We start from the raw sequence: 19,097 nt of genomic DNA, 5'->3' as shown, positions 1-19,097 counted from the left end.
CAGGCGGGCGTACCCGCCTGCCTGTCGAGTTACTTCGTCAGCTCGGCTTTTGCGGCTTCCAGGCCAGGTTTTCCGTCCACGGTGGTGACACCCGCCAGCCAGGTATCGAGCACTTGAGGGTTGGTTTTCAGCCACGCCTTGGCGGCGACTTCAGGCTTCATCTTGTCGTCGAGGATGTTGCCCATCAGCGCGCTTTCCATCGGCAGGGTGAAGGACAGATTCTTCAGCAACTGGCCGACGTTGCTGCACTCGGTGGTGTAGCCCTTGCGCACGTTGGTGTAGACGGTGGCTTTGCCGAAGTCAGGGCCGAAGAAGTCGTCGCCGCCGGTGAGGTATTTGATTTTGAACCGGGTGTTCATCGGGTGCGGTTCCCAGCCCAGAAACACCACGTCGGTGTTGCGTCGCGAGGCGCGGTCGACCTGGGACAGCATGCCCGCTTCGCTCGATTCGACGACTTTGAAGCCTGCGTCTTTCAAGCCGAAAGCGTTCTTGTCGATCATGCTCTGGATCAGGCGGTTGCCGTCGTTGCCCGGCTCGATGCCGTAGATTTTGCCGTCGAGTTCTTTCTTGAATTTGACGATGTCGGCGAAATCGTGAAGCCCCTTGTCGTAGAGGGCCTGGGGAACGGCGAGGGTGTACTTGGCGTTCTCAAGGTTGGCGCGGACGGTTTCGACGGTGCCGGCGTCGCGGTAGGCCTTGATGTCGTTTTCCATGGTCGGCATCCAGTTGCCGAGGAAGATGTCCATGTTCTTGCCATCGGCCAGCGACTTGTAGGTCACCGGCACGGAAATCATCGTGGTCTTGGTTTTATAGCCCAACGACTGCAGCACGACGCTGGTGACGGCGGTGGTCGCCGTGATGTCGGTCCAGCCCACATCGGAAAAATTGACCATCTGGCAAGCGGCAGGCTCTGCGGCCTGGGCCAGGACAGGGAGACTCAGCGCAACGCCCAGTAACAGCCTTTGTGAACCTTTCATGTTGGACTCCTTTGGTGTTTTCTTCTCGGCATCAACCGCAGCTGATGCGTTTTCTGGTGTCGGCGAGTCAAGTTGGGAAAACAGCTCCATCACTACGTCTGGCGATTGAGTCGACAACGATCATGTAACAGGGAAAAACAAACGCCTACAGGGGGCGTCGTATCCAGTACACAGGGCGTCGTATCCAGTATCAGTGACGTCGCTTACAGGTTTTTTCCCTGCTCGCCGAATGATTCCCGGGACAAAAGCAGAGTGACGATACGGCAAAAAGTGCCGGAATCGGCAGCCGATCGTGCTCAGGCACCGGTTAAGGCAGATGCGACGTTGGTGGGCATGGGTGAGTCGGTGTGAGACGCCGCCCTGCAAAACAAAAGGCTGATGATGCCGCCATCTCGATGGATCGCTGCTTGAGCGTAGCAGCTCCATCGCCGGCCGCGCGGCGCGCCGGGAGCCCTGTTTTAGGAGGTTTGCGGTCAATGGCTATCAGCGTGTTCGACCTGTTCAAGATCGGTATCGGCCCCTCCAGCTCACACACCGTCGGCCCCATGCGCGCGGCAGCATTGTTCGTTCAGGGGCTGCGTGAACGCGATCAAGTGACTCAGGTGCAACGCCTCGAAGTACGGCTCTACGGCTCGCTGTCGGCAACCGGCGTCGGCCATGGCAGCGACAGCGCGGTGATCATGGGCCTGATGGGCGAATGGCCCGATGCAATTGATCCTGCACTGATCGGCCAGCGCATCGCCGAACTGCGTGAGACCGACACCTTGAAGCTCAACGGTGATCACCCGATCCCTTTCGTCTGGCAGCGCGACATGTTGCTCATCGACGAAAACCTGCCGTTCCATCCCAATGCCATGACGCTGGTCGCGTTCAATGAGCACGGCGAATTTCATCGCGACACTTACTACTCGGTGGGCGGCGGTTTTGTCGTCGATGAAGCCCAGGCCGCCAGTGGCGTGCTGGATCGCGACGAGACCGTGCTGCCCTATGATTTCTCCAGCGCCGATGAACTGCTGAGGCTCTGTGAAACCCATGGCCTGCGGGTGTCGCAACTGATGATGGAAAACGAGAAGGTCTGGCGCAGCGAAGACGAAATCCGTGCCGGGCTCATGCACCTGTGGCGTGCCATGCAGGAATGCGTCGAGCTGGGCCTGAAGCATGAGGGTATTTTGCCGGGCGGCCTGAACGTGCGTCGTCGTGCAGCGCGGTTGCATCGCAGCCTTCTGGAATTGAACAAGCCGAACGTGATTGGCTCGACGTTGAGCGCAATGGAGTGGGTCAACCTGTTCGCGCTGGCGGTCAACGAAGAAAACGCCGCAGGAGGTCGCATGGTCACGGCGCCTACCAACGGCGCGGCGGGGATCATTCCGGCGGTGCTGCATTACTTCGTCAAATTCAGCGACGAGGTCAGCGAAGCCAACGTGGTCGATTACCTCTTGGGCGCCGCGGCCATCGGCATTCTGTGCAAAAAGAATGCATCGATATCCGGCGCCGAAGTCGGCTGTCAGGGCGAAGTCGGTTCGGCGTGCGCCATGGCGGCGGCCGGGCTGGCGGACATTCTGGGTGCCACGCCCGAGCAGCTGTGCAACGCGGCTGAAATCGGTCTGGAACATAACCTGGGCCTGACCTGCGATCCGGTGGGCGGACTGGTTCAGGTGCCATGCATCGAGCGCAATGCCATCGCTGCGGTGAAAGCCATCAATGCCGCGCAAATGGCGCTGCGCGGCGACGGCCAGCACTTCATCTCGCTGGACCGCGTCATCCGCACCATGCGCGACACCGGCGCCGACATGCACGACAAATACAAAGAGACGTCCCGCGGCGGGCTGGCGGTCAGCGCCGTCGAATGTTGAGTCGGTAAACGCCCGTCCCGGAATAGAGCAGGTACGCACGCAGCCGCCTGCTCGCTTTTCGCCCACGGCCCAATGAGGCCGCTACGTTTTGGCGCGTGCTCTCTCTTGAGCTGGCGCGATGCCATCTGAATCAGCAGCCTAACGCCAGCCACCGATCATCCCGTGCGTCGGGTGACACTCCCCGCCCGCCCGCCTATCCGATGGTTCACACAAGTGCTACGGAATTGCTCATCCCGCCCGCCGCATCTGCGGCTAAGCGTTCCTCGGAGTCGCGATTTGAATCGTTATGTCGCTCCCGAATAGACGCTTCGCGACGTCGCAATCGGGAGTAGTTGAATGCTCATTCAACTTTAGGCATGGCAATTGCGTTGCAATGAATAAGCCCTCCACAGATGAGGGCGATACAACGAAAGCCTCCGCCGAGGCCTTCAACCGTTTTACGCGTGAGGAGAAAGTGTGATGACTACGTTCAACTCCGGGGCTCAACCCCAGAACCGTGCGCCCCAATCCATCGGCTTCCTGCTGCTGGACAACTTCACACTGATCTCCCTCGCGTCAGCGGTCGAGCCCCTGCGTATGGCAAACCAGCTGTCAGGCCGCGAACTGTATCGCTGGACCACACTGACGGCGGATGGCGGCCAGGTCTGGGCCAGCGACGGTCTGCAGATCACCCCGGACGCGGCCATGCACAAAGCGCCGGTACTCGACACGGTGATCGTCTGCGGTGGCGTTGGCATTCAGCGCACCGTGACCCGTGAACACGTCAGCTGGCTGCAGAGCCAGGCGCGCCAGTCCCGTCGTCTGGGCGCGGTGTGCACCGGCAGCTGGGCACTGGCCTGCGCGGGTTTGCTGGACGGGTTTGATTGCAGCGTGCACTGGGAATGTCTGGCCGCGATGCAGGAAGCTTTCCCGCGCGTTGCCATGAGCACGCGCCTGTTCACCCTCGACCGCAACCGCTTCACCAGCTCCGGCGGCACCGCGCCGCTGGACATGATGCTGCACCTGATCAGCCGCGATCATGGCCGCGAACTGTCCGCCGCGATCTCGGAAATGTTCGTCTACGAACGCATCCGCAACGAGCAGGACCATCAGCGCGTTCCGCTCAAGCACATGCTCGGCACCAATCAGCCGAAGCTGCAGGAAATCGTCGCGCTGATGGAAGCCAATCTGGAGGAGCCGATCGATCTGGACGAACTTGCGGTGTATGTCGCCGTGTCCCGCCGTCAGCTGGAAAGGCTGTTTCAGAAATACCTGCACTGCTCGCCATCGCGCTACTACCTCAAGCTGCGCCTGATCCGCGCCCGCCAGTTGCTCAAGCAAACCCCGATGTCGATCATCGAAGTGGCCTCGGTCTGCGGCTTCGTGTCCACGCCGCACTTCTCCAAGTGCTACCGCGAATACTTCGGCATCCCGCCACGGGACGAGCGCGTCGGCTCCAACACCGCACAGCAGGTAGCGATGCTGCCGATCCCGCCGTCGCTTGTTCTCGCGCCGTTGTCCGGACCGCTGTCGGCGCTGAGCCAGGCGCGTAATGAGTCGACGTTTGCGAGTGTGCGGTTGTAGGGCGACTTGCCCTAGCGTATTACCGCGTAAGGTTAGCTCAGGCCTGCGCCTGGCCTTGCTTGTAAGTGGCCAGCGCCGGCAACAACTGCTGATCAATCGCTTGGCGCACGGCCGGCAGAATCGTCGCGCTACCGCTTAGCAGTTTCTCCACCAGCTTGCGCAGTTCGCGGGCGCGATCGTCATTCAGTCCGCGCACCGCCTGGGCGCACGCCTGTTCAGCGCTGAGACCGGAAGGCACGTCGAGACCGATCGCCCTGAGTTGGCTGATCAGGTCGTCCTGGTCGATGAGGTCTGCGTGCATCATGACGTGCGCTCCGTTTATTGAGATTGATCCGATTCTGGTGCTGTGCGTGTCGGCTCGGCAAGGGCTGTCTCGGTGGATGTCTGGCATGCGTATAACCGTGTCGTTTTCGGCTATGTAACCGGTTAGTCCATTTGGCATAATCGCTCCACTTACATTGCGCAGACTACGGTTTGGTCACCCTCTGGCCCGCGCACATGCCTCACCCCGGTTTTGTAACGGCTTAACCGGGGATTTTTTTGCCTGTCGTCTGGGCTCCCTCCGTCGGCAGGGCATGAGCGGTCTGCGCAACTTCGGCTGTTTTGATAAACTCCGCAGCCTTCCAGGAGCCGCCATGAATTACCGTCACGCCTTTCACGCCGGCAACCACGCCGACGTTTTCAAACACATTGTTCTGACTCGCTTGATCGCGCTCATGTCGCGCAAGGAGCAGCCACTCGCTTACCTCGACACCCACGCGGGCATCGGCCTGTATGACTTGCAGGGCGATCAGGCCACGCGCACCGGCGAATGGATCGAAGGCATAGGCCGCCTCTGGGATGCCGACGATGTGCCTGACATGGCGGCTGGTTACCTTGATGCAATCCGTCAGATGAACCGCAAGACCGGCGAACTGCGTTACTACCCGGGCTCTCCTGAACTGGCCCGCCGCCTGACCCGCGAACAGGACCGTGTGCTGCTCAACGAAAAGCACCCCGAAGACGGCGCGCTGCTCAAAGACAACATGAAATACGACCGCCGTGTCGCCGTGCACCTGGGCGAAGGCTGGCACGTGCCCCGCGCCTTGTTGCCGGTTCACGAGAAGCGCGCGGTGATGCTGATCGATCCGCCGTTCGAGCAGCTCGACGAGATGAAGCGCTGCTCCGTCGCCCTCAAGGAAACCATCGCGCGGATGCGCCAGACCGTCGCCGCCATCTGGTACCCGATCAAGGACCCGCGCGCGCTCAAGCGTTTCTATCAGGACCTGGCCGAAACCGGCGCGCCGAAGCTGCTGCGGGTCGAGTTGTTCGTGCATCCGCTGGACACGCCAAACAGCCTTAACGGCTCCGGTCTGGCAATCGCCAATCCGCCATGGGGGCTGGAAGAAGAACTGCGCGAATTGATGCCATGGCTGGCGAAGAAGCTCGGCCAGACCCAGGGTGACTGGAAGATGGATTGGTTGATTGCGGAATAACTACGCCGGGTTTCTGCAGCGTGACGGCTCACGTCTTCCCGGCTAAATCCAGTCCTACAAGGGAAACGCGATCGATCAGTAGGACCGGCTTCAGCCGGGAAGGGGCCAGGTGCAACACCCTCAATTCTGCGGCGTGACACACGACGTCTTCCGGCTAAAGCCAGTCCTGCGAAGAGCGCCCGGTGGGTCCGTGGGGCTGCTTAGTTACCGGCCAGACTCGGCGGCATGCAGACGCCCGTCCCGCCAATGCCGCAGTAGCCTTGGGGATTCTTCGCCAGGTATTGCTGGTGATACGCCTCGGCGAAGTACACGGTGGGCGCCTGGTCGATCTCGGTGGTGATTTCCCCAAGACCCGCTTTGCCCAGTTCGGCTTGATACACCTCGGCGCTGGCCTTGGCTGCCTGCAGTTGCTCAGGCGTTGTCGCGTAGATCACCGAGCGGTATTGCGTGCCGATGTCGTTGCCCTGACGCATGCCCTGTGTCGGGTTGTGCAATTCCCAGAACATCGCCAGCAGGGCTTCATAGCTGACCTTCGCAGGCTCATACACCACAAGGACGACTTCGGAGTGGCCGGTCAGGCCCGAGCAGACTTCTTCGTACGTCGGGTTCGGCGTGAATCCACCCGCGTAACCCACGACGGTGCTGACCACACCCTCTTGCTGCCAGAAGCGACGTTCCGCCCCCCAGAAGCAACCCAGGCCAAAAATGGCGAACTCGACGTCATTGAAGAACGGCCCGAGCAGAGGACTGCCGTTGACGAAATGGGTTTCTGGCAGAGTCATGGGTGTTTCGCGCCCAGGCAGTGCCTGCTGGGCGGTAGGGAGAGCGTTTTTATTCACAAGTATTTCCGAGCGCAAGACCATGAGGCACATCCTCTCTGGGGCAGGACAACCAACATGCGTTGTCAGTGAAAACCGTATATGGGGTCAGAATCGGCTGATGCAAATGCAGGGCGACAAGTGTGCCGCACTGATGTAATGCGGGGAAGGGGGGCTCAGGCGAGCGGACCGCGCGGGTAGCGGCGCAATTTCTCGATCAGCTCTTCGCCCGGAATCGGCTTGTCGAACAGATAGCCCTGACCGACATCGCAGCGGTGGCGACGCAGGAAGGCCAGCTGCGCCGCCGTCTCGATGCCTTCGGCGACCACGGTCAGCTTGAGGTTGTGGGCCATGGCGATGACCGCCGAGGTGATTTCCATGTCGTCCTGATCATCGGGAATGTCCCGAATGAAGCTGCGGTCGATCTTGATCACGTCGATGGGGAATTTCTTCAGGTAACTGAACGACGAATAGCCCGTACCGAAGTCATCCATCGCCAGGGTCAGGCCGAGGGTCTTCAGCGACTCGAGTTGCAGGCGCGTGTCTTCGGTCGCTTCCAGAAGCAGACCTTCAGTCAGTTCCAGCTCCAGCAGCGATGGGTCCAGCTGTTCGTCGCGCAGAATACCGGCCAGCGACGAGACCAGCTCCGGATCGGAAAACTGCTTCGGCGACACGTTGATGGCCACATGCAGCTTGCCGTAGCCCGCAGCGGTCAGTTGCTTGCTCATGCGGCAGGACTGGCGCGCGACCCATTTGCCGATCGGGATGATCAGGCCGGTTTCTTCGGCAACGCTGATGAACTGGTCCGGGCGGATCATGCCTTTTTCCGGATGATTCCAGCGCAGCAGCGCTTCCATGCCCAGCAGACGTCCACTGCGCAGGCACAGTTTGGGCTGGTAGAACACTTCAAGTTCGTTCTGCGTCAGCGCGCGGCGAAGGTTGTTCTCGACGAACAGCTTGTAGCTCGCCTCGGCGTTCAGCGCTTCGGTGAACACCTGCACCTGATGCTTGCCGTTGGCCTTGGCCTTGTGCAGCGCCAGGCCTGCGTTCTTCATCAGCGTCTGCGGATCGCGGCCATGGATCGGCGCGCAGGCCAAACCCACCGAGCCTGTCACGCTGATCAACTGATTGTCGACGAACATGGGCTTGTCCAGTGTGCTTAGCACCTGGCTGGCCACCCGTTGGCCTTCCTCGGGACTGGTGTCGTCGAGCAGTACAGCGAATTCGTTACTGGCAAAGCGCGCCAGAATGCCGGTCGGGCTCAGGCTATTGCGCAGGCGGCGGGCGAGGCTGATCAGCAGCTTGTCGCCGGTCTGGTGACCCAGGCTGTCGTTGATGCGCTTGAAGTTGTCGATGTCCACCAGCAAAAGACTGATCGGCGTCGCGACGTCGCGGGCAAAGTGCTCGTCCAGGGTTCGGATGAACGCCGGACGGTTGCCCAGACTGGTCAGATTATCGGTGTACGCCAGGCGCTCGATCCGCTGCTGGGAGAGCTTGGCCTGGGTGATGTCTTCGTAGATGCCGATGTAATGGGTCAGTTCGCGGTTGTCGCCGTAGACCTTGGAAATCGACAGCTGGCCCCAGTACGGTTCCAGATTTTTGCGTCGGCTTTTGAACTCGCCCTGCCAGCTGTTTCCGCTGACCAGGCTCGAATTCGCGTCGAGCAGCAATGCGCTGAGATTTTCCAGCGCCGGCAGCTCTGAAAGGCGATGCCCATGAACCTCATCGGCAGGGTACTGCGTGATCTCGGTGAAGCTCGGGTTGACGTACTCGACCACGCCGTCGCGATTGACCAGCAAAAACGCATTGGCGCTCTGCTCCACCGCACGCTGAAACAGATGCAGGGCGCTGGTGGCGGTGCGGCGGTTGTGGTTGTTGATGGCGTGGGCAAACTGATCGGCCAGCTCACCGGCAAAGGCAATCTCATCGGACTGCCATTCCCGTGCCGTCCCGGTCTGCTCGAGGCACAGCACGCCGACGACTTGGCCATCAATGCGCACGGCGGCGTCAAGAATGGCGGTGATGTCCTGGGTGCGCAGTCGCTGAACCAGCTCGCGCGTACGCGGATCCTGCTCGACATCGTTGACGTCGATGGCGCGGCTGGTGTGCAGGACGTCCAGGTAGCTGGGGAATTCGCTGATGTCGATCGGGCCGGCCTTGGGGAACGTGCTGGTGTCGCGGCGATACTCGGCAATCGGCTCAAGGGTCTTGCCGTTGAGGTTCCACAGGCTGGCGCAGGAAATGTCGTAGATCTCGCAGGCGCTTTTGGTGATCAGCTCAGCGGCTTCCTGCAGCGAATTGTTCGAACTGTAGCGATGGCGCGCCAGGCGCAGAATCAGGCTTTGCTGCCCGCGGACCCGCTCCAGGTGCAGCAACTGTTCGTGCTGGGCGCGTTGATTGAGTTCCAGCGCTATTTGCAGGCGCGAGTTCTGTACTTCCAGATCGGGGCTGATGATCAGTTCACCGGGTTCGACCTGCTCACCGACTACCATCAGGTAGCCGCGCAGCAGGTGCCGATTGTGTTGCTTGTACCCTTCACCGATCTCCACCAGACCCAACGGGCCGCGCGTCGTGTGCAGGGTGTAGCGAATCAGGTAATGAGTGCCGCCCGCCAGTTGCATCTGCACGGCGTCGTGCAGTTGATAGCGCGCTTCGGGCTCCATGAGGCTGGCGTAAGGCGTGCCCACCAGCGCGCAGAGTTCGACGGCGGGCATGCTGAATTGCTTTTCGCAATTCGGATCCAGATAGAGCATGGCCCAGCTGGGTTCATTCAGCCGCTCGAAACGCAGCATGCCGAGCCGCGAGGGCACCGGTAATTGCGTCACGACCTCGGCCGCCGGTCTACCGGCAGCATCAGGTTGGCTTTTCATGAAGGAACTCGCTTTCAGGGTGCTGTCGCGCACGGGCAAGGAGCCCGTCTTTAAGTCGCGTGCCGCAAGGTTGCATCATGGCGAACGGGCTGACAAGTCAGCGCGATGGCTTAGTGCTATAAATCTGTCGGCAGACGGTTGATTTACTGGAGGTAATTGATCGGATTGTCGGGGTGAGGGTGAAGCGGCTGTTTTTTGTGCATGATCAGGTATCGGCAGCTCGACCGAATACTGTAGGCGCGCGCTTGGTCTGGGTCGCATCTGGACGAACGCATTGGGTCAGCCGATATGTTCGATTCCGTTTCATCGCATTCGCCAGCAAGCCGGCTCCTACAGTTTGTGCGGAGCCTCGCGCTTCTCACCTGGCAAAAAAAGCCCCGCCAGTGAGCGGGGTTGAGGTACGAGCGTGGCTGCTCGAGAAAGCGAAGGCCCGTTTCGCGTGAAACGGGCCTTGTACGGCTTACAACAGAATTGTGCGGATATCCGCCAGCAATTCGCTCAGACGCTTGGTGAAACGTGCTGCTGCGGCGCCATTGATCACGCGGTGATCGTAGGACAGCGACAGCGGCAGCATCAGGCGTGGCTGGAAAGCCTTGCCATCCCAGACCGGTTGCATGGTGGCCTTGGACACACCCAGGATCGCCACTTCCGGCGCGTTGACGATCGGCGTGAAGCCGGTCCCGCCAATGTGGCCCAGGCTGGAGATGGTGAAGCAGGCGCCTTGCATGTCGTTGGCCGACAGCTTTTTGGAGCGTGCTTTTTCCGCCAGCTCGGCTGCTTCGGCCGCCAGTTGCAGCAGGCTCTTCTGGTCGACGTTCTTGATCACCGGGACCAGCAGGCCTTCTGGCGTATCCACCGCGAAGCCGATGTTGAAGTATTTCTTGCGAATGATCGCTTTGCCGCTTGGCGCCAGCGAACTGTTGAAGTCCGGCAGCTCCTTGAGCATGTGCGCGCTGGCCTTGAGCAGCAGCGGCAGCACGGTCAGCTTCACGCCGGCTTTTTCAGCCACGGCTTTCTGCGCGATACGGAAAGCTTCCAGGTCGGTGATGTCGGCCTGGTCGAATTGCGTCACGTGCGGAATGTTCAGCCAGCTGCGATGCAGACCGGTTGCGCCCAGCTGCATCAGACGCGTCATCGGCACTTCTTCGGTTTCGCCGAAACGGCTGAAATCGACTTCGGGAATCGGCGGGATGCCCATGCCGCCGGCAGCGCCGCCAGCAGCAGGCGCGTCCTTGGACTTGGTCATGATCGATTTGACGTACGCCTGCACGTCTTCTTTCAGCACGCGACCGTGTGGGCCGGTTGCCGAAACAGCGTTCAGCTCGACGCCAAACTCGCGCGCCAACTGACGAACAGCCGGGCCAGCGTGAACCTTGGCGCCATTGTTCGCAGGTGCAGCGGCTGGCGCAGCTGCAGGAGCAGGCGCGCTTTCAGCTTTCGCCGCCGGAGCAGCAGCGGCCGCCGGAGCAGCCGCTTCAGCCTTGGCCGGAGCCGGGGCAGCCGCCTGAGCAGGCGCGGCAGCAGGTGCGGCACCCGCCACTTTCAATTTCAGGATCAGGTCGCCGGTGCCGACTTCGTCTTCGACCTTGACGCTGATGCTTTCGACAACGCCTGCGGCGGGAGACGGGATCTCCATCGAGGCTTTGTCGGATTCCAGGGTGATCAAGGATTGATCAGCTTCGATGCTGTCGCCCACTTTGACCATCAGCTCGATGATGCGAGCCTTGCCCGACGAGCCGATGTCCGGAACGTGAATGTCCTGAACGGTATCGGAAGCAGCAGGAGCCGCCGCTGCGGCAGGCGCAGGTTCGGCTTCGGCTGGCTTCTCGGCAGGCTTTTCAGCGGCAGGGGCTGGCGCGGCAGCAGCAGGTGCAGCAGCAGGCTCGGCCGCCGCTTCGCCTTCCACTTCGAGCTCAAACAATTCGTCGCCTTCTTTCAGGCGGTCGCCCAGCTTCACTTTCATCGCCTTGATGACACCGGCTTTAGGCGCAGGGATTTCCATGCTTGCCTTGTCCGACTCCAGCGTCAGCACGCTCTGGTCAGCCTCGATGCGATCACCGACCTTGACCATCAACTCAATGACTTCACCTTCACCGTTGCCGATGTCGGGTACTCGAATTAACTCACTCACAATGTCTCTCCTTAGGAGAACCTGTTCCTCGACTGCGCCGATTCATTTGCGACGAAACAGCCTGGATGCTCATTTACCGAAGTAAATTCCGCATCGGCGGCTGTTTCGCGCACATTTTCAGCGCTCTATTCGATCGTTACGCAGACCTTAGCAGTCCAGCGGGTTGCGCTTTTCAGGATCGATGCCGAACTTGGCAATGGCTTCCGCCACGACTTTAGGTTCGATATCGCCGCGATCGGCCAAGGCTTCCAGGGCGGCCAGCACCACGAAGTGACGGTCAACTTCGAAGAAGTTGCGCAGCTTCTTGCGGCTGTCGCTACGGCCGAAACCGTCGGTGCCCAGAACTTTGTATTCCTTGGTCGGAACCCACTGACGGATCTGGTCAGCGAACAGTTTCATGTAGTCGGTCGAAGCGATCACCGGACCTTTACGGCCGTTGAGGCATTCTTCAACGTAGCTCAGCTGTGGCTTCTGCCCCGGCTTCAGACGGTTGCTGCGCTCTACGGCCAGGCCGTCGCGACGCAATTCGTTGAAGCTGGTGACGCTCCAGACGTCCGCACCAATGTTGAACTGCTCGCGCAGGATCTTCGCCGCCTCGCGCACTTCACGCAGGATGGTGCCCGAACCCAGCAGCTGCACGTGGTGCGCGGCTTCTTTGGTGTCTTCTTCGAGCAGGTACATGCCCTTGATAATGCCTTCCTCGGAACCGGCCGGCATGGCAGGTTGCGTGTAGGACTCGTTCATCACGGTCAGGTAGTAGAAGACGTCCTGTTGTTCTTCGAACATCTTCTTCATGCCGTCCTGAATGATCACCGCCAGCTCGTAGCCGTAGGTTGGATCGAAGGTGCGGCAGTTCGGGATGGTCGAGGCCAGAATGTGGCTGTGACCGTCTTCGTGCTGCAGACCTTCACCGTTCAGGGTGGTACGACCGGCGGTGCCGCCGATCAGGAAGCCACGGGTGCGGCTGTCGCCTGCAGCCCATGCCAGGTCGCCGATACGCTGGAAACCGAACATCGAGTAGAAGATGTAGAACGGAATCATCGGCTGGTTGTGGCTGCTGTACGACGTACCTGCTGCGATGAACGACGACATCGCACCCGCTTCGTTGATGCCTTCCTCGAGGATCTGACCTTTCTTGTCCTCGCGATAGAACATCACTTGTTCTTTGTCGACCGGCTCGTACAGCTGGCCTACGGACGAATAGATACCCAGCTGGCGGAACATGCCTTCCATACCGAAGGTACGGGCTTCGTCCGGGATGATCGGAACGATGCGCTGACCCACTTCCTTGTCCTTGACCAGTTGAGTCAGGATGCGGACGAAGGCCATGGTGGTGGAGATTTCGCGGTCGCCGGAGCCGTCAAGGATCGCCTTGAGGGTTTCCAGTGGCGGGGTCGGCAGGCTGAAGCTCTGCGCGCGACGCTGTGGCACGAAGCCGCCCAGTGCAGCACGACGCTCGGCCAGGTAACGCGCTTCGGCGCTGCCTTCTTCCGGCTTGAAGAACGGCAGGGCTTCGAGCTGATCGTCTTTGATCGGGATGTCGAAGCGGTCACGGAAGTGACGCAGGCTGTCGACGTCGACCTTCTTGGTGTTGTGCGCAGTGTTTTTCGCTTCACCGGCACCGGTGCCATAACCCTTGATGGTCTTGGCCAGAACCACGGTAGGCTGACCCTTGTGGTTCACCGCGCTGTGGTACGCCGCGTAGACCTTGTACGGGTCGTGGCCGCCACGGTTGAGTTTCCAGATTTCGTCGTCGGACATATCCGCAACCATCGCCTTGAGTTCTGGCGAGTTGAAGAAGTGTTCGCGCACGAAAGCGCCGTCTTTGGCTTTGTAGTTCTGGTATTCGCCGTCGATGACTTCGTCCATGCGACGTTGCAGGATGCCGTCGACGTCCTTGGCCAGCAGTGGGTCCCAGAAACGGCCCCAGATGACTTTGGTCACGTTCCACTGAGCACCGCGGAACACGCCTTCCAGTTCCTGGATGATCTTGGCGTTGCCGCGAACCGGACCGTCCAGACGCTGCAGGTTGCAGTTCACGACGAAGATCAGGTTGTCGAGCTTCTCGCGACCGGCCAGGGCGATGGCGCCCAGGGATTCCGGCTCGTCAGTCTCGCCGTCGCCCAGGAAACACCAGACTTTCTGCTTGCCTTCCGGGATGTAGCCGCGGTGTTCCAGGTACTTCATGAAGCGCGCCTGGTAGATCGCCTGAATCGGACCCAGACCCATGGAAACGGTCGGGAACTGCCAGAAATCTTTCATCAGCCACGGGTGCGGGTAAGACGACAGACCGTTGCCATCGACTTCCTGACGGAAGTTATTCATCTGGTCTTCGGTGATGCGGCCTTCCATGAACGCACGGGCGTAGACGCCTGGCGATGCGTGACCCTGGAAGTAGATCAGGTCGCCGCCGTGTTCGTCGGTCGGGGCCTGGAAGAAGTAGTTGAAGCCGATGTCGTACAAGGTTGCACTGGAAGCGAAGCTGGAGATGTGGCCGCCCAGATCCGGGTCGCCGATGTTGGTCTTGACCACCATCGCCAAAGCGTTCCAACGTACCAGCGAGCGAATGCGGCGTTCCATGAACAGGTCGCCGGGCATGCGTGCTTCGTGGGTAACGGGGATGGTGTTGCGATAAGGTGTGGTGATGGCGTAAGGCAGTTGCGAACCACTTCGTGTGGCCAGCTCACCCATGCGGGTCATCAGGTAATGAGCACGGTCTTCGCCTTCTTTGTCGAGAACCGATTCCAGGGCGTCCAGCCATTCCTGGGTTTCGACGGGATCGAGGTCTTGCATGGCTTGCTCCAGGGCGGAAAGGCTTCCAGAATCGGTTGCCTGAGTTTGTTACGACTGGCCTTGTGGGCAGACGATGTAAATTCTTGGATGGCCGGATCGGTTCCCGGCGTTGTGTAGTTTTACTACAAATCTCGGGCTAATTCAGCTTTTTGACTTGTATATACAGTAGTAAAACTACAGCGGAGCGCTGTTTTCGCTCGTGGTGCAGTGTCCGGTAAAGCAGTGTTGTCGGTGCAAAAATCAGACGAGTCGCCTGATAGATCATGCTGGCAGCCAAGAATCGCTAGCCATCAGCAATTTTTAACCTTTGTTCGACAGTCCGTCCGGTCCGTGTGTACAACCGACGGGGTGGACTGGCATTTGAACGCCGATCAAGGATAGACCATGAGCCTTCCCCTGCTGGCCGAGCTGCCGGCTGTCCTTCTGCCGTTGCCCACTCGCGCCCGCCAATCCTGGCGCACCGCGCTCGATTCCCTGACCGATAAAGCCAGGCAGTCTTTTCAGACCTGGCCTGAGGCGCGGCTGCAGGCGTTCGAACGCGTATGTGCCGCCAGCGATTTTGTCGCCGATCAGGTTTCGCGCGATCCGCTGATGCTGCTCGACCTTGCTGAATCCGGTGAGCTGGAGCGCAGTTTTGCGCCCGGCGAGCTGCTGGGGCACCTCGCCAATTCAGTCATTCAGGCTGCCAGCGACGATGAACTGGGGCGTAATCTACGTCGTCAACGCACGCGCCAGCAAGTGCGAATTATCTGGCGGGATCTGACCCGGCAGGCCGATCTGGTGGAAACCTGCCGCGATCTCTCGGACATGGCAGATGGCTGTATCGATCTGGCTTACAAGTGGCTGTACGAGCGGCATTGCCAGCAATTCGGCACGCCGACCGGCCGTCGGACTGGCGAGCCGCAGCAAATGGTCATCCTCGGCATGGGCAAGCTGGGCGCTGTCGAGCTGAACCTGTCCTCCGACATCGATCTCATTTTTGCCTACCCCGAAGGCGGCGAAACCCAGGGCGTGAAGCGCCCGCTGGATAACCAGGAGTTTTTCATCCGCCTGGGTCAGCGATTGATCAAGGCGCTGGACCCGGTCACTGTCGATGGCTTCGTCTTCCGCGTCGACATGCGTCTGCGCCCGTATGGGTCTTCCGGTGCGTTGGTCCTCAGCTTCAACGCGCTGGAGCAGTACTACCAGGACCAGGGCCGCGACTGGGAACGCTACGCCATGATCAAGGCGCGGGTGGTCGGCGGTGATCAGGAGAAGGGCAGCGAGTTGCTCGACATGCTGCGGCCGTTTGTCTACCGCCGCTATCTGGACTTCTCCGCTATCGAAGCGCTGCGCACCATGAAGCAGCTGATCCAGCAGGAAGTCCGGCGCAAGGGCATGGCCGAGAACATCAAGCTCGGGTCCGGCGGCATTCGTGAAGTGGAGTTCATCGCCCAGGCGTTCCAGCTGATTCACGGTGGTCGCGACCTTAGCCTGCAACAGCGGCCGTTGCTCAAGGTGCTGAAAATCCTTGAAGGCCAGGGCTATTTGCCCGCTGCCGTCATTGATGAACTGCGTGAGGGCTATCAGTTTCTGCGCTACACCGAGCACGCCATTCAGGCGATCGCCGATCGGCAAACCCAAATGCTCCCCGACGACCCGCAGGATCAGGCGCGCATTGCGTTCATGATGGGCTTTGCCGATTGGGCGAGCTTTCATGTGCAGTTGATGTACTGGCGTGGGCGCGTCGCATGGCACTTTCGTCAGGTCATCGCCGACCCGGATGAGGAAGAAGGCCAGGAGGATCAAGGCGAAGAAATCGTCGGGGGCGAGTGGCTGCCGCTGTGGGAAGAGTCGCAAAACGAAGAAAGCGCCTGCCTCCAATTGCAGGAGGGCGGATTCGCCGATGCGCCCAAAGCGCTGAAGAATCTAAGCAATCTGCGCAACAGTTCGCAGCTGCGTTCGATGCAGCGTCTGGGGCGCGAGCGGCTCGATGCCTTTATTCCGCGGCTGCTCGCCCAAGCGGTCGAGCACGACAATCCTGACTTGGTGCTGGAGCGGGTGCTGCCGCTGGTGGAAGCGGTGGCGCGTCGCTCGGCGTATCTGGTGTTGCTCACCGAAAACCCCGGCGCGCTGCGTCGATTGCTGACCCTGTGCGCGGCCAGCCCGTGGATTGCCGAGCAGATCGCCCGTTTCCCGTTACTGCTCGATGAGCTGCTTAACGAAGGTCGCCTGTTCAGCCCGCCCCAGGCCCTCGAACTGGCCGCCGAGTTGCGCGAACGTCTGACGCGAATTCCCGAGGACGACCTGGAACAGCAAATGGAAGCCCTGCGCCATTTCAAACTGGCGCACCGTCTGCGGGTGGCCGCCTCGGAAATCACTGGCAGCCTGCCGCTCATGAAAGTCAGCGATTACCTGACCTGGCTGGCCGAGGCCATTCTCGAACAAGTGCTGGCGCTCGCCTGGCGCCACACCGTCGCCCGCCATGGTGCGCCGCGCCGACCGGACGGCACGTTGTGCGACCCCGGCTTTGTCATCGTCGGCTACGGCAAGGTCGGCGGCATTGAGCTGGGGCACGGCTCGGATCTGGACCTGGTGTTCATTCACGATGGCGATCCCCAGGCTGAAACCGACGGCGCCAAGCCGATCGATGGCGCGCAGTTTTTCACCCGGCTCGGTCAGCGGATCATTCACCTGATCACCACCCAGACCAACTCCGGCCAGTTGTACGAAGTCGACATGCGCCTTCGCCCGTCTGGCGCGGCGGGCTTGCTGGTGAGCTCCCTCGGGGCGTTTTCCCGCTATCAGGAGAACGAGGCCTGGACGTGGGAGCATCAGGCCTTGGTGCGCGCGCGGGTGCTGGTGGGCAGCACCGATGTCGGTCGGCAGTTCGAGGCCGTGCGTGCGTTGGTGCTGGGGCGTGAGCGGGATCTGCCGAAGCTGCGTCAGGAGGTCAGCGAGATGCGCGCCAAGATGCGCGACAACCTCGGCACCCGTGTAACGGCGGCAGGCAAAGGGGCGAATGCGTTTGATCCGACGGCCCGGTTCGACCTCAAGCAGGACGCCGGAGGTATCGTCGATATTGAATTTATGGTGCAATACGCGGCCCTGGCGTGGTCCAGAGAGCATCCCGCGCTGCTTCGTTACACCGATAACATCCGTATTCTCGAAGGCCTTGAAGAGGCGGGGCTGATGGCCGCCGCCGATGCCGGTCTGCTGCGTGAGGCCTACAAGGCCTACCGCTCGGCCGCTCACCGACAGGCGTTGCAGAACGATCCGGGTGTTGTGGCCGGCGACCAGTTCGCCACCGAACGGCGTGAAGTGATGCAGATCTGGGGGCAGTTGGGGCTGAGTTAATAAATGAAGGATTCTTCATTGAACTCGCTGGCCTCATCGCGGGCAAACGCGCTCCCACAGTTGAGCGCGGTCTCCTGCAGGAGCGCGCTTGCCCGCGATGACGTCAGAGGGTGCGCCACCGGATTCGGCGTGTGATACAGCCATCCGGTTCTATAAAGCTATGACAGGGAGGCGTCAGGCTGTGTGTGCAAGCATCACGCAGTCTGATGGGCCTCCCTGCTCGTTTCTGGTCGTTTTTGGATGAGCATGAGAATTCTGATCGTAGGGCCCAGCTGGGTCGGTGACATGGTGATGGCGCAGACGCTGTTCCAGTGCCTGAAGCAGCGTCACCCGCAGTGCGACATCGATGTGCTGGCGCCCGAGTGGAGCCGGCCGATTCTTGAACGCATGCCCGAAGTGCGCACGGCCTTGAGCTTCCCCCTCGGCCATGGCGCGCTGGAGCTGGCCACGCGCCGGCGCATCGGCAAATCCCTCAAGGGCCAGTACGATCAGGCGATTCTGCTGCCCAACTCGCTGAAGTCGGCGCTGGTGCCGTTCTTCGCCGGCATTCCCAAGCGCACCGGCTGGCGTGGCGAGTTTCGCTACGGCCTGCTCAACGACGTGCGCACCCTCGACAAACAGCGTTACCCGCTGATGATCGAACGCTTCATGGCGTTGGCTTATGAAAAAGGCGCCGAACTGCCGCGTCCGTATCCCAAACCCAGCCTGCAAATTGAAACCTCGAGCCGCGACGCGGCGTTGACCAAGTTCGGCCTGAGCCTTGATCGGCCGGTGCTCGCGCTGTGCCCGGGCGCTGAATTCGGCGAATCCAAGCGCTGGCCTTCCGAGCACTACGCCAAGGTCGCCGAAGCGAAGATTCGTGAAGGCTGGCAAGTCTGGCTGTTCGGCTCGAAGAACGACCATGCCGTGGGCGAAAGCATCCGCGAGCGGCTGATTCCGGGGCTGCGCGAAGAATCCATGAACCTCAGCGGCGGCACCTCACTGGCCGAAGCCATTGACCTGCTGTCCTGCGCGGACGCGGTGGTCTCCAACGATTCCGGGCTGATGCACGTGGCCGCCGCGCTGAATCGCCCGCTGGTGGCGGTGTACGGCTCGACCTCGCCGGGTTTCACGCCACCGTTGGCCGATGAAGTCGAGATCGTCCGCCTCGGCATCGAGTGCAGCCCTTGTTTCGAGCGCACCTGCCGCTTCGGCCATTACAACTGCCTGCGCCTGCTGGAGCCGGATTCGGTGATCCAGGCCCTCGGCCGTATTGGCGCCGCCCCGGTCGAGGTCGCCTGA

At 60.9% G+C, this 19,097-nt stretch carries 11 protein-coding genes; 5 read left to right on the top strand and 6 right to left on the bottom strand.

What is annotated here, in order from left to right:
* Positions 1-29: 29 nt before the first annotated feature.
* Positions 30-977: a choline ABC transporter substrate-binding protein gene (locus EC919_RS13545; protein ID WP_133774655.1), complete on the bottom strand. Its 948-nt coding sequence runs from the start codon at positions 975-977 to the stop codon at positions 30-32.
* A gap of 476 nt (positions 978-1,453) precedes the next feature.
* Here EC919_RS13545 and EC919_RS13540 point away from each other — a divergent pair, with 476 nt between their 5' ends.
* Both EC919_RS13540 and EC919_RS13535 read left to right on the top strand, forming a co-directional pair.
* Positions 1,454-2,830, top strand: a complete 1,377-nt coding sequence (locus EC919_RS13540) for an L-serine ammonia-lyase (protein ID WP_133774653.1) — start codon at positions 1,454-1,456, stop codon at positions 2,828-2,830.
* Between the two features lie 459 nt (positions 2,831-3,289).
* Positions 3,290-4,393: a GlxA family transcriptional regulator gene (locus EC919_RS13535; protein ID WP_074892165.1), complete on the top strand. Its 1,104-nt coding sequence runs from the start codon at positions 3,290-3,292 to the stop codon at positions 4,391-4,393.
* A 37-nt stretch (positions 4,394-4,430) separates the two neighbouring features.
* On the opposite strand, the gene EC919_RS13530 is transcribed toward EC919_RS13535, so the two are convergent.
* On the bottom strand, positions 4,431-4,697 hold the full coding sequence (locus EC919_RS13530) for a hypothetical protein (protein WP_133774651.1): 267 nt from the start codon (positions 4,695-4,697) through the stop codon (positions 4,431-4,433).
* A 331-nt stretch (positions 4,698-5,028) separates the two neighbouring features.
* Here EC919_RS13530 and EC919_RS13525 point away from each other — a divergent pair, with 331 nt between their 5' ends.
* Complete coding sequence (locus EC919_RS13525) at positions 5,029-5,868, top strand: 23S rRNA (adenine(2030)-N(6))-methyltransferase RlmJ (RefSeq protein WP_133774648.1); 840 nt, start codon at positions 5,029-5,031, stop codon at positions 5,866-5,868.
* Between the two features lie 200 nt (positions 5,869-6,068).
* On the opposite strand, the gene msrA is transcribed toward EC919_RS13525, so the two are convergent.
* From msrA to aceE, 4 genes are all read right to left on the bottom strand, one after another.
* Complete coding sequence (gene msrA / locus EC919_RS13520; RefSeq protein ID WP_133774646.1) at positions 6,069-6,731, bottom strand: peptide-methionine (S)-S-oxide reductase MsrA; 663 nt, start codon at positions 6,729-6,731, stop codon at positions 6,069-6,071.
* A 131-nt stretch (positions 6,732-6,862) separates the two neighbouring features.
* Positions 6,863-9,556, bottom strand: a complete 2,694-nt coding sequence (locus tag EC919_RS13515; RefSeq protein WP_133774644.1) for a putative bifunctional diguanylate cyclase/phosphodiesterase — start codon at positions 9,554-9,556, stop codon at positions 6,863-6,865.
* 460 nt (positions 9,557-10,016) lie between these two features.
* Positions 10,017-11,687 carry a dihydrolipoyllysine-residue acetyltransferase gene (gene aceF, locus EC919_RS13510; RefSeq protein WP_133774642.1) on the bottom strand — a complete coding sequence of 557 codons (1,671 nt, stop codon included), beginning with the start codon at positions 11,685-11,687 and terminating at the stop codon, positions 10,017-10,019.
* 147 nt (positions 11,688-11,834) lie between these two features.
* A complete protein-coding gene (gene aceE, locus EC919_RS13505; protein WP_133774640.1) occupies positions 11,835-14,480 on the bottom strand; it encodes a pyruvate dehydrogenase (acetyl-transferring), homodimeric type in 2,646 nt (881 codons plus the stop codon).
* A 384-nt stretch (positions 14,481-14,864) separates the two neighbouring features.
* On the opposite strand from aceE, the gene glnE reads away from it, so the two are divergent.
* Both glnE and waaF read left to right on the top strand, forming a co-directional pair.
* Complete coding sequence (gene glnE, locus EC919_RS13500; protein ID WP_133774638.1) at positions 14,865-17,816, top strand: bifunctional [glutamate--ammonia ligase]-adenylyl-L-tyrosine phosphorylase/[glutamate--ammonia-ligase] adenylyltransferase; 2,952 nt, start codon at positions 14,865-14,867, stop codon at positions 17,814-17,816.
* Positions 17,817-18,062: 246 nt separating this feature from the next.
* Entirely contained in the window at positions 18,063-19,097 is a 1,035-nt protein-coding gene (gene waaF / locus EC919_RS13495) for a lipopolysaccharide heptosyltransferase II (protein ID WP_133774636.1), read from the top strand.

Origin of the sequence: Pseudomonas graminis (assembly GCF_004364335.1) — a bacterium.
Taxonomy (GTDB): domain Bacteria; phylum Pseudomonadota; class Gammaproteobacteria; order Pseudomonadales; family Pseudomonadaceae; genus Aquipseudomonas; species Aquipseudomonas graminis_D.
Note: the sequence above shows the minus strand (reverse complement) of the source record. Positions and strands in the feature narration are given on the sequence as shown.